The organism is Bifidobacterium callitrichos DSM 23973 (assembly GCF_000741175.1).
GTDB lineage: Bacteria > Actinomycetota > Actinomycetes > Actinomycetales > Bifidobacteriaceae > Bifidobacterium > Bifidobacterium callitrichos.
On sequence record NZ_JGYS01000007.1, the window covers coordinates 38,600 to 54,790 of the forward strand.

The following is a 16,191-nucleotide window of genomic DNA, read 5'->3' on the forward strand; positions in this document are numbered from 1 at the left end:
AGGCCCAACGGCAAACAACCACCCACGAAAACAGCAATAGCGACATACATGATGAGTGTTTGATGAACGGATTCGTGTAGTCACGGCGATGACGCATGCCGTTGCCGTTCCATGGTCCATGCCGTAATGTGAAGCTATGCGACCATCCAATGGATGGATGGTGTAGCGCTTACCGGCGACAGCGGCGAAGGAGACGACCATGGCACGGTATCATCTGAGCTCTCGACTGCGTCGTACGACGATCGTCGCGTGTGCGACGCTCATTGTGATCATGACGCTGGCATCATGCGCCTCGAATCCTCTCGCCTCGGGCGGAGGCGGAGGGAACGGCGGTACCGGATCGAACAGCGAACCGACGTTCACCGGGGCGCATGCGGAGGACTATTCGTGGGCGTACGATCGGGCGAAGCGCGACGGTAGCGAGTTCGCGGTTCAGGCGCTCTCCGACGGCAAGCTCGCCGAGGCGGAGGTCCAGGAGGCGGCGGACCGCTATGTCTCCTGCATGACGGACAAGGGATACACCGCCACCATGTCCATCGATGGAACCAGCACCATCTATCACCCTGATCAGACCACCGATCAGGCATGGGCCGACCGCATGCATCGCGATACCGACACGTGCGAGAAGGAGTCCGGCATCGACTATCTTGCGGGCTTGCTGCTGATGGACAAAACCAATCCGGACGGCAAGAACGACATATCGATGATCATCGACTGCATGCGCCGGCACGACGTCGTCGACAACTCGATGACCGATGCGCAGATCGAGGCGGAGCTCAACGCCACCAGTCCGGACACCTACTTCAGCAGGATCCCCCTCGACATGGCCGACCCCAACTACGATGCGAACAAGGCCAAATGGTCGCAGGAGTGCCGCGTCAATCCGCGCGAGCTCTAGCTTTAGCACCCTGCGCATAATCCTGTTTCCTGGTGGCGATTGGGTCCTTTGCGTTCGATCCTGTAGGATCCGGCGTTATGGGGGCTTGCGTGGTCGGGAAAACGTTCGATCCCGTAGGATCCGATACGGCGATCGGGGTGGATCGGGGTGAGACGCGTGAGGAGTCTGCCACTCAGTGCATGTCAATCGGTTGACGTTCGTTGAGTGGCAGAAAACCGTGCCACTCAACGCGATTTCGGTGTTTTTTCACGTTGAGTGGCAGACACATCGGGAGCAGGGGTGGCCCTTGCGATATTGGCTATTGCAGAATCGTTGGAAAATGACCCTTTTGACAGCATGTCAAAAAGGTGGCGAGACGGGAATCACGTATCGTCGTGCCACTCAACGCCAAAATCGCCGAAAATTGCGTTGAGTGGCACGGATAAGTGACATGACTGGGACATGACTGGACTGGCGCGGTTGAGATGGAACAATTGAGCGGCACAGCTGAGTGAAAGTTGACCTCGATGCAAAATGGCTGGCTTCGTCTCCAAGGTGAGGGGTTCCGGTGTGTGGGGTGGGGCGGGTGAGGAGTTCTTGGGTGAAGACTCCCGGGGTGAAGAGGTCCGGGGCGAAGGGATTCGGTGCGGGGAGGAGGCTCGCGCCGGATGTTGGACCGTCAGCAGTCGATCGAGTATTTGCGGGTCTTGTAGTACTTCCAGTCCGGCAGGGGGCGGTGCTCGTCGAGCGAGCGCTTGATGTCGCCGTAGAAGTGCAGCTTGCGCTGCACGTGCAATGCGGCCTCGTTGAGCGCGCGTCGCTGCTCGTCGAGCGCCTCGCGACGCGACTCGAGCAGTTCGAGGATCTCGTCGATGTGCTCGGGCTCGTTGCTTTCGTAGAGGAAGAACTTCTTGAGATCCCCGATCGTCATGCCCGCGTTCTTGAAGCAGCAGATCGCGCGCAATCGATTGATGTGGCATTCCTCGTATTCGCGCTGCCCGCTCGCGTTGCGCCTGACGTTCGTCAGCAGTCCCTGATCCTCGTAGTACCTCAGTGCCGAGGGCTCCATATGGAACTGTCGCGCCACCTCGCGGATCGTGTAGGTCCGCGGCTCGGCTGACGTTTGCCCCGCCTCCGCCACTTTGCCGTTCTCGGCCGCCTTGGTCGTCTCAGCCCCGGCAGATATGGCAGTTCCGTTCTTGATCTTCCCGGCAGTCCCGCTCTCGGCAGCCACGGCCCCGACCTTTTCGACCGATCCGTCGATGTCGTTCATCATTGTGCATCCGTCCCTTTCTCGCGGCATTGCCCTTGGCATCGCATGCGACACGCCGCCCGATCGCGGCGCACTTGCATTCAAGCTTACTTGAACTGTGATGATGATTGCGCAACCACATGCGGGACCCGCAGGAAGGAATCCTGACCAAAGGAAAACCAAAGGAAGAGGGAGAACGGTGCGGGCCCCACATGAATCAGACCGGCATCGATCTGCAATCGATGCGGGACTCGATTCGTAAGTGAATCGACCTGAAGGAGAACAACAGGATGTTCGAACCCACCAATGCCTACGCGCCCGCGAACGACCGCTACGCGACCATGACCTACAACCGCTGCGGCAAATCCGGCCTCAAGTTGCCGGCCGTCTCGCTCGGCTTCTGGCACAACTTCGGCGACCTGACGCCGTTCGACCACATGAAGCAGCTGGTGTTCACCGCGTTTGACCACGGCATCACCCACTTCGACCTCGCCAACAACTACGGTCCCGAGCCCGGCCAGGCGGAGAAGAACTGCGGCCTGCTGCTCAACAAGTACTTCAAGGCCCACCGCGACGAGCTCATCATCTCCACCAAGGCCGGCTACGAGATGTGGGCCGGTCCGTACGGCGACTGGGGCTCGCGCAAATACCTGATCGCCTCGCTCGACCAGTCCCTCGAACGCCTCGGCCTCGACTACGTCGACATCTTCTACCACCACCGTCCGGACCCGGAGACCCCGCTCGAGGAGACGATGGGCGCGCTCGCCCAGATCGTCAATTCCGGCAAGGCGCTGTACGTGGGCCTGTCCAACTACGACGGCCAGACTCTGGAGAAGGCCTCAGCGATCCTCGACGAGCTGCATGTGCCGTTCGTCATCAACCAGAACAAGTACAACATCTTCGACCGCACCGTCGAAAAGAACGGGCTCAAGGACACCGCCAAGAAGCTCGGCAAGGGCCTCATCACCTTCTGCCCGCTCGAGCAGGGTCTGCTGACCAACCGCTACCTGAACGGCGTGCCGGCCGACAGCCGCATCGCCGTCGACCCGCGCTTCCTCAAGGACTCCGCCCTCACCCCGGAGCGTCTCCAGCAGATCCGCGAGCTCAACGACATCGCGATCGCCCGCGGCCAGACCCTCGCCGAGATGAGCCTCGCCTGGCTGCTGCACGACGACGCCGTCACCTCCGTGCTCGCCGGTGCCTCCAAGCCGCAGCAGATCGTCGACAACATCGGCGCGCTGAAGAACACCACGTTCAGCGCCGAAGAGCTCGCCAGGATCGACGAGATCTCCCAGCGCTGAACACCGCGGCGGCAGCCGCGAAGGATCCCGGCCGAAGTCACAGAACAGTGACTTCGGTGGGGATCACCGGGTCGCCGCGCATGAGGCTCTGCGCCGCGATCGGCAGCTCGGCAAGCGCCTTCGCACGGTAGTCGTGCGCGCGCTGGATCGCGTCGTGGCCCTGCCACTCATGGTTGATCTCGCCGTGATCGACGAAGTCGACCATGAGATCCTTCCAACCCTCCTCCGGGCGGAACGCGGCGAGCTTGTCCTCCGAACCGGAGATCACGTGCTCCACGTCGGCCAGACCGTACTCGTACGAGCGGTAGGCGACCTTGCGGCCCGGCACGGTGGCCTTGTCCTTCGACTTCTTCATGACCGGGACCATCACGCCGTCCGCGCCCTCGCGCTCGGTGAGCTTGTACACCATCGCGCACGTGGGGGCGCCCGAGCCGGTGACGAGCATCGTGCCCACGCCGTACGAGTCGACCGGCGCGGTCTGCAGCGCGGCGAGCGCGTACTCGTCGAGATCGTTGGTGACGGTGATGCGCGTGTTCGTCGCGCCGAGCGCGTCGAGCTGGTTGCGCACGCGCTGCGCCATGAGCGCGAGATCGCCCGAATCGATGCGCACGCCGCCGAGCTCCGGTCCGGCGACCTCGACCGCGGTCTTCACGGCCTCTTCGATGTTGTACGTGTCGACGAGCAGCGTCGTGTTCCTTCCCAACGCGGCGATCTGCGATTCGAACGCCTGACGCTCGCTGTCGTGCACGAGCGTGAAGCAGTGCGCGGCCGTGCCGATCGCCTTGAGGCCGTACATCTGCGCGGCGAGCAGGTTCGCGGTGCCCTGGAATCCGCCGACGACCGCGGCACGTGCTGCCGCGACGGCCGACCACTCGTTCGTGCGGCGTCCGCCCATGTCCATGCAGGGGCGGTCCTTCGCCGCAGAGGCCATGCGGGAGGCGGCCGAGGCGACCGCGGAATCATAGTTCAGCACGGACAGGATGAGCGTCTCGAGCAGCGTGCATTCGCCGAACGTGCCCTCGACCTCGAGGATCGGCGAGTTCGGGAAGAACATCTCGCCCTCGCGGTAGCCCTTGATCGTGCCGGAGAAGTGGAAGCTCTCCAGCCACTTGATCGTCTCGGGGCTCACGACCTTGCGGTCGGCGAGGAACTTGAGATCCTCGTCGTCGAGGTGGAAGCGCTCGAGCTCGTCGAGGATGCGCTCGGTGCCGGCGACCACGCCGTAGCGCCGGCCGATCGGCAGATGGCGGGTGAACACCTCGAAGACGCATTTGCGGTCCGCGGTGCCGTCCTTCAGACATGCGTCGAGCATCGTGTATTCGTACATGTCGGTCATCAGCGCCGGTGAATAGTCCATGTGATCGCTCCCCTGGGTTTGGATGCTTCGCTGTGATTTCGCTGGGCAACAGCCTACTCCGATTCGCATGCTCCGCCTAGACTGGTGACCATGAGATTCATCGCCGGACTGTGGCGGCTCGCGATCGCCGCCATGTGCTTCGTCGGCACCTACGAGGCGTGGCACAAGCCTGAATATTGGACCTATTTCACCTTCCAGACCGGATTCGTGCTCGGCTTCGTGATGCTGTGGGCGGGCGCCGCCACGATCCTCAAGGGCATCGAGCCGCCCGCATGGCTCAAGGGCTGCGTGACGCTCTACGCGATCGTCACCGCTCTCGTCGCGTTCCTGCTCATGCCGCCCGACGACCCGGCGTACGTGCCGGCCGTGCTCGGCCTCATGACGAACACGTGGCTGCATCGGGTCGCCCCGATCATGGCGGGCATCGACTTCCTGATCTTCGACCAGCATCGCCGCTTCGAATGGCACTACATGTTCACGTGGCTCGCCTATTTCCCGCTTTATCTGGCGTTCGTGCTCGTGCGCGCGGCGCTGCTCCCCACCTCCGGCCCGGCAGCCGGCGGCAACCCGTACCCGTACCAGTTCATCGACCTGAAGGCCCTCGGATGGGCGCAGTTCGGCATCAACTGCGGCAAACTCGCGCTGGGGTTCCTCGCCCTGAGCCTGATCCTGTTCGTCATCGACCGGATCCTGCCGCCCAAACCGCTGGTGGGGTAGGCGATGCGAGGGGATGGTCCGATCCGACCGCACAGGGCGTAAGCTGGGACGCATGGTTGAAATCACAGATATGCTGGGCAACAGCTCCATCACCCGTCAGGACGGACGTAAGGTCGACGAACTGCGTCCCGTGAGGATCACCCGCCACTTCACCGATGCGCCGGAGGGCTCCGTGCTCATCGAATGCGGCAACACGCGCGTCATGTGCACCGCCACGTTCACGCCCACCGTGCCGCGCTGGCGCAAGGACTCCGGCCTCGGCTGGGTCACCGCCGAATACTCGATGCTGCCGCGCGCCACGAAGGAGCGCACCCCGCGCGAATCGGTCGCCGGCAAGATCGGCGGCCGCACGCACGAGATCAGCCGCCTGATCGGCCGGTGCCTGAGGGGCGTCATCGACATGCAGGCCCTCGGCGAGAACCAGATCCAGCTCGACTGCGACGTGCTGCAGGCCGACGGCGGCACGCGCACCGCGTCCGTCACCGGCGCGTTCGTCGCCCTCGTCGACGCGGTCAACTGGGCCGAACGCAACCACCACATCAAGTCCGCCGACAAGGTGATCAAGGACTACGTGTCCGCCGTGTCCGTGGGCGTGATCAACGGCACGCCGATGCTTGACCTGCCGTACGTCGAGGACAGCCAGGCGATGACCGACATGAACGTCGCGATGACCGGCTCCGGCAACTTCATCGAGATCCAGGGCACCGCCGAACACCGCCCGTTCAACCGCGCCGAGCTGAACACGCTGCTCGACTTGGCGCAGAAGGGCAACGAGGAGCTGCAGGCCGCACAGCGCGCCGCGCTCGCCCTCGACTGATTTCCGACTGATTCCCTGATCGAAAGGACCGTCCATCCCCATGAAACTCGTAGTCGCCACGCACAACGAAGGCAAGCTCGTCGAGATCCGACGCATCCTCGAGGAGGATCTCGGCGCCGACGCCGCGAAGGTGGAGCTCGTCTCCGCCGGATCGCTCCACCTGCCCGACCCGGTCGAGACCGGCGTCACCTTTGATGAGAACGCGCTCTTGAAGGCGCGCGACGTCGCCCGCCGCACCGGACTACCGGCCATCGCCGACGACTCCGGTCTGATCGTCGACGTGATGGGCGCCGCCCCCGGCATCCTCTCCGCCCGCTGGGCCGGCGCGCACGGCCACGACAAGGCCAACAACGCGCTGCTGCTCGCCCAGATCGAGGACATCCCCGACGACAAACGCACCGCGCGGTTCCGCTGCGCCGCCGCGCTCGTCGTCCCCGGCGACGAGATCGACTCGACCGCCGGCGACACGCTCGCCGCGGGATCCGACGCCGCGCTCGCCGCGCATCACGTCATCATCTCCGAGACGGTCGAGACGGGGGAGATGCCCGGCCGCATCATCCGTAAGGAGCGCGGCGAACACGGCTTCGGCTACGATCCGATCTTCGTGCCGGACGACCAGCCCGGCCGCACCAGCGAGGAGCCCGAGTACGAGGGCGAGCCGCTCACCAGCGCCGAGATGACCCCGGCCGAGAAGAACGCGATCTCCCACAGGGGCAAGGCCCTGAAGGCCCTGGTCCCTGCCATCGAGGCCATCCTCGACTAGCGGAGCCGCGCAATCGCGCCGGAATCACGCCGGAATCAGGAAGTTCACGGCGGTCATCAGCACGATCGCGATGATCGCCGTGATCGACAGCGTGAACCCGGCGAGCTTGGCGTTGCCGAGCACGCGATCGGTGAACAGCGTCGAGAACACGGCGGTCGGCGCGAGGGAGAGCATGACCGCCGCCTTGCGCACCGAGGCGTCGAACGGCAGCAGGAACCAGCATGCGGCCGCGAACAGCACGCCGAGCGGCAGCCTCCATCCGAGCACCTGCAGCACGTCCATCACGTCCTTGCGCGTCTTCGGCAGATCCATGAGCATGCCGACCATGAACACCGAGCAGAATGAGTTCGCGTCCGCGACCGGCTGCAGCAGCGTCGGCACGAACGAGGGGATCGGGATCGAGAAGACCATCACCACGATCATCAGCATGTAGATGTCGAACGGCACCGACGTGAAGAAGCCCTTGAGGATCTGCTTGAGCTTCGCGCGGAGGGCGAGTCGCCTCGCGTCCGGATCGGTCGGCTTCGTGTACGGCATCGTCGGCGCGGAGCCGGCGTGCTGTTCGGCGAGCGTGCGATTCATGTCGATGTGCAGCAGCGACGTGGTCATCACGTTCGATCCGGCGGTGACGACCACCGAATTGCCGATGTCGAACATCGAGGCCGTCACCAGCGCGGAGGGGCCCATGAACGCCTGAATGACGGGGAAACAGAAGTTGCCCACGTTGAAGCCGGAGCAGTTGAGCATGAGGAACGCGCGGTCGGCCACCGGGCGATGCCGCGTCGCCGCGTAGACGAGCAGCAGCGGCAGCAGGCCGAACACGATCGCGAACACGGAGATGAGCAGCATGCTCAGGTGATGCGGGTTCGTCGCGAACGAGACGATGATCGAGGCGGGCAGGGTGAAGTCGAAGACGACGACCTGCATGACGCGGTAGTCGCGCGGGCGGAACAGTCCGGCGCGCTTGACGAGGTATGCGGCGGCGATGATGAGCAGGAACGCGATCGGTTTGAGCAGCGCGATCATGGTGACTTCTTCCGCTTGTCTTCTTGTCTTCTGTCTGGGTGTGTCTTGGTCTGTCTGGGTGGTTCTTGTCGAGTTCCGTGTTTTCCCGATGCCGCTCGTCACGTTGCCACGGCCTCGTGAAAGCTCGTGAGAGCTCGTGAAGGACAGTGCGCGAGATGGGACTCGAACCCACACGACCGAAGTCACAGGAACCTAAATCCTGCGCGGCTACCAATTACGCCACTCGCGCGCAATGAGACAATCTATCATAAACCCTGATTACGGGCGGGCGGACGGTTCGGCGTGTGATCGCGGTCTGCGTCTGCGGGAAAACAAAAACCCCGGACGGGCGATCCGGGGTGATGGAGCCACTTGTCAGAATCGAACTGACGACCTGCTCATTACGAGTGAGCCGCTCTACCGACTGAGCTAAAGTGGCGTCGTGCTTGGAAAGCATTCGCGATCCATGCACGAAAAGAAGAGTATAGGGCATCGTCGGGAAAACGCAAAATCGACGTGTCGTGTGAGTGGTGTCCGGCGTGTCGTGCGTCCGGCTTCGATGGTGGCGGTGGCCGCCGCGTGCGATCGGGCGGCACGCGGCTACGGGCGTCTGCGTTTGCCGGCTCGGATCGCGATATCGGGGCGAAGGCCTGTGATGATGCGCCGGCGGATCGCGCCCGTCGATTCCCCGTCCGTTCACTGCTACGTTGCCGATATGTTAGCGTTTATTCTTTTTGTGTTATTGTGTCCGCTTTTGTGAGTATTCTGTTCCTTGATAAGGGACATCGCGTAACCAGTCCGGCATCGCCGGGCAGGCCCCGCGCGACGTTTCGATCGATGATGAAAGGAATGGAATCCATGGCCATCAATCCTCCCATTGACGCCACCCAGACCCCGGCGTGGGTCGCCCTGCAGAAGCACTACGACGAGCTGCAGGCCGAGGGCATCAGCCTCAAGAAGTGGTTCGCCGAGGACAGCGACCGCGTCAAGAACCTGAGCTTCGACGCCGGCGATCTGCACTTCGACCTGTCCAAGAACCTCATCAAGCCGGAGACCCTCCAGCTGTTCGTCCACCTGGCCCGCGAGGTCAAGCTCGACGAGCGCATCAAGGCCATGTACACCGGCGTGCACATCAACAACACCGAGGACCGCGCCGTGCTGCACACCGCGCTGCGCCGCCCGGTCGAGGACGAGGGCAAGTACATCGTCGACGGTCAGGACACCGTCAAGGACGTGCGTGAGGTCCTCGACAAGATCTACGCCTTCGCCGACGAGGTCCGCTCCGGCAAGTGGACCGGCGTGACCGGCCGCAAGATCGAGACCGTCGTCAACATCGGCATCGGCGGCTCCGACCTGGGCCCCGTCATGGCGTACGAAGCCCTCAAGCCGTACGCGGACGCCGGCATCTCCGCCCGCTACATCTCCAACATCGACCCGAACGATCTGGCCGAGAAGACCAAGGGTCTGGATCCGGAGACCACGCTGTTCATCATCGTCTCCAAGACCTTCACCACCCTGGAGACCCTGACCAACGCCCGCGAGGCCCGCACCTGGCTGCTCGAGGAGCTGGCCGCCAACGGCGCCATCGACTCCAACGACGACGCCCAGAAGGCCGAGGCCATCAAGAAGCACTTCGTCGCCGTCTCCACCAACCTGGAGAAGGTCGCCGAGTTCGGCATCGACCCGAACAACGCGTTCGGCTTCTGGAACTGGGTCGGCGGCCGCTACTCCGTCGACTCCGCCGTCGGCACCTCCCTGGCCGTCGTCTTCGGACCGGCCCGCTTCGAGGAGTTCCTGCACGGCTTCCACGAGATCGACGAGTACTTCGCCAACACCCCGTTCGAGAAGAACGTCGTCGTGCTGCTCGGCATGCTCAACGTCTGGTACCGCAACTTCTTCAAGGCCGCCTCGCACGCGGTCCTGCCGTACGACCAGTACCTGCACCGCTTCCCGGCGTACCTGCAGCAGCTGACCATGGAGTCCAACGGCAAGTCCGTGCGTTGGGACGGCACCCCGGTCACCACCGAGACCGGCGAGATCTTCTGGGGCGAGCCGGGCACCAACGGCCAGCACGCCTTCTACCAGCTGATCCACCAGGGCACCCAGCTCATCCCGGCCGACTTCATCGCGTTCGTCAACACCCCGAACCCGACCAAGGACGGCGACCAGGACGTGCACGAGCTGTTCCTCGGCAACTACTTCGCGCAGACCAAGGCCCTTGCGTTCGGCAAGACCGCCGAGGAGGTCCGCGCCGAGGGCACCCCGGAGGAGATCGTCCCGGCCCGCGTGTTCACCGGCAACCGTCCGACCACCTCGATCTTCGGCGTGGCCCTGACCCCGTTCGCGCTCGGCGAGCTCATCGCCCTGTACGAGCACATCACCTTCGTCGAGGGCACCGTCTGGGGCCTCGACTCCTACGATCAGTGGGGCGTCGAGCTCGGCAAGCAGCTGGCCAAGCAGATCACCCCGGCCATCTCCAAGGATGACGAGGCCCTGGCCGCCCAGGACGCCTCCACCCAGAGCCTGATCAAGTTCTACCGCGAGAACCGCGAGTTCTGATCCCGATCCTCACGATCGGTCGGTTGACTGACTGACGAGCGCCCGGCACCACATCGCATGGTGTCGGGCGCTCGTTCATCGTTCAGGCCGTATCGGGCTGTACGATGGGTGGTGGAAAGGCAAGGAGGCAATCAATCATGGCAATGACGCTCGAACACCAAACCGACTATCCGATGGCCGCGAAGGTCTACTTCACCCGCGACATCAGTCCCGCCGGGCTGATCCGCGTCTACGAGGCGCTCGGCGCGCGCCCGCACGGCAAGGTCGCGGTCAAACTGAGCTCCGGGGAGGGCGGCAACACGCACTATCTGCAGCCGTCCCTCATCAAGGACCTCGTCCAGCGGCTCGACGGTACGATCGTCGAATGCAACACCGCGTACGCGGGCACACGCGACACGTCCGAACACCACTGGAAGACGATCAGGGAGCACGGGTTCACCGACATCGCCCCCTGCGACATCCAGGACGAGGAGGGCGAGATCGAAATCCCGGTCGGGGGAGGCCGGCGCATCACCGGCGACATCGTCGGATCGCACTTCCCGAACTACGACTACTACGCCGTGCTCTCGCACTTCAAGGGGCACGTGATGGGCGGCTTCGGCGGGGCCCTGAAGAACATCTCGATCGGCATGGCGTCCTCGCGCGGCAAGAAGCGCCTGCACTCCGGACAGGACGAGATCCTCGCCCAGCCGTTCAGCGGCGACCAGGACGCCTTCCTCGAGGCGATGGCCGAGGCCGCGACCGCCGTGTTCAACGCGCTCAAGGGCAACATGCTCTTCATCAACGTGATGAACAACCTCTCGGTCGACTGCGACTGCGACGGACATCCGAGCGCGCAGGTCATGGACGACATCGGCATCTGTGCCTCGCTCGACCCGGTGGCCGTCGATCAGGCGTGCGTCGACATGGTCTACGTGTCCGACGACAACAAGGAACCGCTCATCGAACGCATCGAATCCCGCCACGGCATCCACATCATCGAGCACGCCGTGGAGATGGGTCTGGGCTCGCGCGACTACCGTCTCATCGACCTCGACGCGCGCTGAGCCGCGAAGCCGTCGAACCATCGCCATCCGGCAGCAAATCCGGTCTCCGGTCCGGGCGCAATACCGTCCGGCCGGTGATTGACCGGTGATTTACTCAGTGATTACTCATCAGTCGTCATAAGGAGCTTGTCATGCAATCCACTTCATCCACCTCATCCACTCGCACGGTCGCCGGTGTCGCCGTCCGTGCGCTGCCGAGCGTTAAGGTCCAGTCGCTGGCCGCCGTGCTCGCCGTCATCGCGGCCGTCGCCCTGCCACAGATCTTCCATCTGGGCGGCGCCGCGCTCGGCCTTGGCCCGGCCCTCGGTCAGACGCTGCTGCCGATGCATCTGCCCGTGCTGTTGGTCGGCCTGCTGGCCGGCCCGTACGCCGGCGTCGCCACCGGCGCGCTCGCGCCCGTCGTGAGCTTTGCGCTCACCGGCATGCCGATGGCGCCGATGGTCCCGTTCATGGTCATCGAACTCGCCGCCTACGGTCTGGTCGCCGGGGTGTTGCGCGGGGTGAACCTGCCGTTCGCGCTGCCCTCGCCGATCGAATGGCTCGTCAAGCTGCTCGGTGCGCAGATCGCAGGCCGACTGATCGACGCGCTCGCGATCGGCGTGGCCGTCGCCCTTCTCGGTAATACGACCATGACCGTCGCGTCCGTGTGGGCCGCGGTTCTCACCGGTCTGCCGGGCCTCGTGCTGCAGTGGATCGCGATCCCCGCGATCATGACCACCGTGGATCGCGGACGCAGGCGCTGATATGCCGACTGATGTGGAACGCGCGAAGGGCGTGTTGCTGGCCGACCCCGCGGTCGGGTGTGTGGCCTGCCGTGGCGACGGGAGTGGCGATGCGCATGACGACGGGCGCGGCGACCGCCATGGAGAATCCGACGAGATCCTCACCGGATTCGGCCGTGGTGTGCGCCCGCTGCTGCAATGGCTGGCGGAAGGGCGCAGCCTCGTCGGCTATTCGGCCGCCGACCGCGTGGTCGGCAAGGGCGCGGCCCTGCTGTACGCACGTCTCGGCGTCGTCGCCGTGTACGCCGAGACGATGAGCGAGGCCGGACTGGCGACATTGCGCACGCAGGGCATCGCCGCCTCCTACGGCACCCTCGTGCCGGTGATCCTCAACCGCACGCGCACCGGCATCTGCCCGATCGAGCGGTCGGTGGCCTCGATCAGCGATCCGCTCGCCGCAGAACCGGCCATCCGTGCCGCAGTCGCCCGCCTGATGGCGGCGCGATGACTACTCCACGCGGGCTGCGAGGAGCGGGCTGCGAGGAGTCATCACGCCGGTCACACCACCTGGAACAGCAGGCACTTGAGATAGTCGGTCTCGGGAATGCCCCAGACGATCGGATGATCCGGCGCCTGCTGACGCTCCTCGATCTGACGAAGACGCACGCCCGCATCGCGCGCCGCCTCGGTGAGCATGCGCTTGAAATGCTCATGATCCATGAAATGCGAGCACGAGCAGGTCGCCAGATAGCCGCCGCGAGGCAGGATGCGCATCGCCCTGTAGTTGATCTCCCGATAGCCTCGCGCGGCCGAGCCGATCGTGCTGCGGCTCTTGGTGAACGCCGGCGGATCGAGGATGATGAAATCGAATCGCTCGGGATTGTGCGTGCGCTCCAGCTCGGGCAGCAGATCGAAGATGTTCGCGACGGTGAAGTCCATGCGGCCGGAGACGTCCGGCCCGTTGAGACGCGCGTTCTCCCTCGCCATGTCGATGGCGGTTTCGGACACGTCGACCGCGCGCACAAACTGCGCGCCGCCGCGGGCCGCGTTGAGGGCGAAGGAGCCGGTGTGCGTGCAGCAGTCGAGCACACGCCGGCCCCGGGCAAGTCGCGCCACGGCTCGGCGGTTGTACTTCTGATCGAGGAAGAACCCCGTCTTCTGGCCGTTCGCGAAGTCGACGTGATACCTGACGCCGTTTTCGGTGATGTCGGTAACGGTCGGGGCGAAATCGGATGTGTCCGATGCCGACCACCAGCCGGTCGTCTGCTCCAGTCCCTCCAACGCGCGCGTGGACACGTCGTTGCGCTCGTAAATGCCGCGCAACAACACCCCGTCCTCGGTGAAGACCCTGAGCAGCGCGGGGAAGATCACCGGCTTGAGGCGCTCCATGCCGGCTGACAGGGTCTGGGTGACGAGCACGTCGTTGAACCGGTCGACGATCAGCCCGGGGAATTCGTCGGCCTCGGAGAAGATCACACGGCATGCCGTGATGTCGTCGTCGCCCATCACGGTTTTGCGATACTCCCACGCCCAGCGGATCTTGCGCTCCCAGAACGCCGGCGAGAAGTCGTCGTTGGCGTTGCGGGTCACCAGACGCACGCGGATGCGGCTGTGACGCGACAGCAGGCCGGTGCCTAGATAGGTTCCCTTGAGGTTTACGACGTCGACGATCGAGCCGTCCGGCAGGGCGTCGAGCGGGATGATCTCATCCTCGGTCCGGGGCGCGTTGAGCAGCTCCTTGCGGCGACGGCGCTCGCGGAAGTCGTTGCGTTTCGGGCGGGTGGTGCCGGAATCGCCTTCGGTCTCGGCGGTTCCGCTGGTGTTGCCGCTGGCGTTCGCGTCGAGCGCTTCCCGCGCGCCGGGTTTGAGCGATCCATTGTTGTCCCAAGCCTCACCTGACGGTAGCGCGAACCGCCTGATCTCACCCTCGTATACCCATGGATGCCCGCTTTCGAGCGCGCGTGCGCCCTTCTCGGTGATCACGGCTCGTGGGTATGCTCTGTTCGTTTTCATGGCGCTGCCGTCCTGTCCTGTTGTTGCTTGTCTTCGTTTTGGTTGAAGCTCGTGTCGCGCCCGTGGGGGAATCGCGGATGATTCAGTGCGTCAGCACGGGGATTCTGGTGTTCGGCGAGAGCGGGCCGGTCGGGAGGAATCCGGATGCGGGGATCCGCATCAGGTCTCGGTCGCGGGCGTTCATCGGATAGTCGGCGTACGCGCAGATGCGATGCTGCCCGTAGCCGACCCGGTAATGGGTGTCGTCGGCCGAGGCCTCCACGCTCGGATCGCCGTAGCCGAACCACATCTCCAGGAACGTGCGTTCGCGTATCGACGGCACGTCGAATTCGAGTTCGGGCGACGCTTCGGGATGCTGCTGAAGCTGGTCGCTCGCCCGATCCATCTGTTCGCGGATGGACCGCCAGTCCATCTCGTCCCATTCGAGACGGTTGTATTCCTCGTGCCTGCTCGGCCAGAAATCGTCGTCGAACGCACCGGCGTACGGTTCGCTGACCTGCGGGAATTCCAGCTGTCCCAGCGTGACGGCCCTCCATACCGCCTTCCGTCCGATCTCGTTGTTGGCCGTCAAGGAAAACGTGCCCATGATTACCCTCCACCACCCTGATTGCTGTTTCGTGGGGTCGCGGGCACTCAGTTATGCACCGCGCCACGCCGTCCTGCGACGGTGAAGACATAGTGATTGTGTGTTTGTGTTTGTTTGGTATGTGAATTCAGCAAGTCCAATATATGGACTGCTGAAATCGTCATCCGATACTAGAGGAGGCGTGTGCGGCCGGTTGCCGCCGTCCGGCTCGTGGAAGGGGGTGGTCCGGCTCGTGGCAGGGCGATGTCCGGCTCGTGGAATCAGAGAAGGGCGTGGTCGGCCAGCCAGTGTCTTGTCTCATCCGCGCAGGTGAAGCGAAACGCCTGCAATCCCGCGGCCGTGGCACCGTCCACGTTGTACGGCGAATCGTCCACGAACAGCGTGGACGTGCGCTGAACGCCGAACCGCGCGAGTGCGAGATCGAAGAACTCCCGGTCCGGCTTGGCGGCGCCGTCGCCGTCGCGCCCGGAGACGACGACGCCATCCAGCATGCCGATGAGCTGCGGGAGGCGGCCGGCCATGATCGGCCAGGTGTCGCGTCCCCAGTTGGTCAGCCCCCATACGCGCACGCCCCGTCGCCTCAGATCGGCGACCAGCTGCGGCATGCCGGGCATGGGACCGGTCAGCGTGCGATCGACGTGGTCCGCGTAGGCGCGCATCATCGCGGCGAGCCGCGGACCGTACTCGTTCTCGTAGTCGGGCAGCAGGTCGACGTAGTCCGTGCCCCTGTCATGCAGGTCGTCGAAGTACATGAACCCGCAATGATCGTCCTCGGCGAACATGTCGTCGATCTCGTCCGCCGGGAAGAGCCCCTCCAGCGCAAGCCTTGGACGCCAGTCGACCAGCACCCCGCACAAGTCGAAGATCACGTTGTCGACCATCGTCGATCGCCTTCCTTTCCGGCCCCTTGCAGGCCGATGGACGATGGTAGGGGAGCGGTGCCGGGCGCGGATGCGCGCGTCCGGCTCCCGGGCGATCGCCGTCCGGCTCGTGGAATGGACTGGGGTGATTCGTCGGATCGCGGGGCCGCCTTCCGGGGTTCGTCGCCTGTCCCGCCCGAGGGATAATCTTGACGATTGCTGTGTCGTGAGACGGGTCACCGCATAAACCCGTTTCGCCCAGGAAGTCCAGTCGGGCCGCCGCAAGGCGCGTCTCCCGGCGGATTGACACCCCCTC

15 protein-coding genes and 2 tRNA genes are annotated in these 16,191 nt (G+C 64.4%); 9 read left to right on the forward strand and 8 right to left on the reverse strand.

The window, feature by feature from the left end:
• The first annotated feature begins 199 nt into the window (after window positions 1-199).
• On the forward strand, window positions 200-898 hold the full coding sequence (locus tag BCAL_RS05215) for a hypothetical protein (RefSeq protein ID WP_043166934.1): 699 nt from the start codon (window positions 200-202) through the stop codon (window positions 896-898).
• 658 nt (window positions 899-1,556) lie between these two features.
• On the opposite strand, the gene BCAL_RS05220 is transcribed toward BCAL_RS05215, so the two are convergent.
• Entirely contained in the window at window positions 1,557-2,018 is a 462-nt protein-coding gene (locus BCAL_RS05220; protein ID WP_274518250.1) for a MerR family transcriptional regulator, read from the reverse strand.
• Window positions 2,019-2,419: 401 nt separating this feature from the next.
• On the opposite strand from BCAL_RS05220, the gene BCAL_RS05225 reads away from it, so the two are divergent.
• A complete protein-coding gene (locus BCAL_RS05225) occupies window positions 2,420-3,430 on the forward strand; it encodes an aldo/keto reductase (protein WP_043166935.1) in 1,011 nt (336 codons plus the stop codon).
• A gap of 37 nt (window positions 3,431-3,467) precedes the next feature.
• Here BCAL_RS05225 and BCAL_RS05230 read toward each other — a convergent pair whose 3' ends face one another.
• Window positions 3,468-4,811 (reverse strand): nicotinate phosphoribosyltransferase, encoded by a 1,344-nt coding sequence (locus tag BCAL_RS05230; protein ID WP_420796813.1) that lies wholly within the window; start codon window positions 4,809-4,811, stop codon window positions 3,468-3,470.
• Between the two features lie 66 nt (window positions 4,812-4,877).
• Between BCAL_RS05230 and BCAL_RS05235 the strand changes: the two genes are divergently transcribed.
• Genes BCAL_RS05235 through BCAL_RS05245 form a run of 3 tightly spaced genes read left to right on the forward strand, consistent with a single transcriptional unit; the run spans window position 4,878 to window position 7,084 of the window.
• Window positions 4,878-5,504: a Pr6Pr family membrane protein gene (locus tag BCAL_RS05235; protein WP_043166939.1), complete on the forward strand. Its 627-nt coding sequence runs from the start codon at window positions 4,878-4,880 to the stop codon at window positions 5,502-5,504.
• Window positions 5,505-5,556: 52 nt separating this feature from the next.
• On the forward strand, window positions 5,557-6,321 hold the full coding sequence (rph, locus tag BCAL_RS05240) for a ribonuclease PH (RefSeq protein ID WP_043166941.1): 765 nt from the start codon (window positions 5,557-5,559) through the stop codon (window positions 6,319-6,321).
• Window positions 6,322-6,361: 40 nt separating this feature from the next.
• On the forward strand, window positions 6,362-7,084 hold the full coding sequence (locus BCAL_RS05245) for a non-canonical purine NTP pyrophosphatase (protein WP_043166943.1): 723 nt from the start codon (window positions 6,362-6,364) through the stop codon (window positions 7,082-7,084).
• 24 nt (window positions 7,085-7,108) lie between these two features.
• Here the strand turns inward: BCAL_RS05245 and BCAL_RS05250 are convergent, their stop codons facing one another.
• The 3 genes from BCAL_RS05250 to BCAL_RS05260 form a co-directional block, all read right to left on the reverse strand.
• Entirely contained in the window at window positions 7,109-8,110 is a 1,002-nt protein-coding gene (locus tag BCAL_RS05250) for an AEC family transporter (RefSeq protein WP_043166945.1), read from the reverse strand.
• Window positions 8,111-8,257: 147 nt separating this feature from the next.
• Window positions 8,258-8,339: transfer RNA gene (locus tag BCAL_RS05255), tRNA-Leu, on the reverse strand.
• A 113-nt stretch (window positions 8,340-8,452) separates the two neighbouring features.
• Window positions 8,453-8,528: transfer RNA gene (locus tag BCAL_RS05260), tRNA-Thr, on the reverse strand.
• Window positions 8,529-8,947: 419 nt separating this feature from the next.
• Between BCAL_RS05260 and pgi the strand changes: the two genes are divergently transcribed.
• From pgi to BCAL_RS05280, 4 genes are all read left to right on the forward strand, one after another.
• Window positions 8,948-10,648 (forward strand): glucose-6-phosphate isomerase, encoded by a 1,701-nt coding sequence (gene pgi / locus BCAL_RS05265; RefSeq protein WP_043166947.1) that lies wholly within the window; start codon window positions 8,948-8,950, stop codon window positions 10,646-10,648.
• A gap of 137 nt (window positions 10,649-10,785) precedes the next feature.
• Window positions 10,786-11,694 carry a DUF362 domain-containing protein gene (locus BCAL_RS05270; protein ID WP_202961945.1) on the forward strand — a complete coding sequence of 303 codons (909 nt, stop codon included), beginning with the start codon at window positions 10,786-10,788 and terminating at the stop codon, window positions 11,692-11,694.
• Window positions 11,695-11,825: 131 nt separating this feature from the next.
• Window positions 11,826-12,437, forward strand: coding sequence for an ECF transporter S component (locus BCAL_RS05275; protein WP_052119258.1), 612 nt, complete (start codon window positions 11,826-11,828; stop codon window positions 12,435-12,437).
• Between the two features lies 1 nt (window position 12,438).
• Window positions 12,439-12,924 (forward strand): DUF1893 domain-containing protein, encoded by a 486-nt coding sequence (locus tag BCAL_RS05280; protein WP_052119259.1) that lies wholly within the window; start codon window positions 12,439-12,441, stop codon window positions 12,922-12,924.
• A gap of 50 nt (window positions 12,925-12,974) precedes the next feature.
• Here BCAL_RS05280 and BCAL_RS05285 read toward each other — a convergent pair whose 3' ends face one another.
• From BCAL_RS05285 to BCAL_RS05295, 3 genes are all read right to left on the reverse strand, one after another.
• Complete coding sequence (locus BCAL_RS05285; protein WP_081887265.1) at window positions 12,975-14,429, reverse strand: class I SAM-dependent rRNA methyltransferase; 1,455 nt, start codon at window positions 14,427-14,429, stop codon at window positions 12,975-12,977.
• An 82-nt stretch (window positions 14,430-14,511) separates the two neighbouring features.
• On the reverse strand, window positions 14,512-15,015 hold the full coding sequence (locus tag BCAL_RS05290; protein WP_043166948.1) for a hypothetical protein: 504 nt from the start codon (window positions 15,013-15,015) through the stop codon (window positions 14,512-14,514).
• 260 nt (window positions 15,016-15,275) lie between these two features.
• Window positions 15,276-15,896, reverse strand: coding sequence for an HAD family hydrolase (locus BCAL_RS05295; RefSeq protein WP_043166950.1), 621 nt, complete (start codon window positions 15,894-15,896; stop codon window positions 15,276-15,278).
• Window positions 15,897-16,191: the final 295 nt, after the last annotated feature.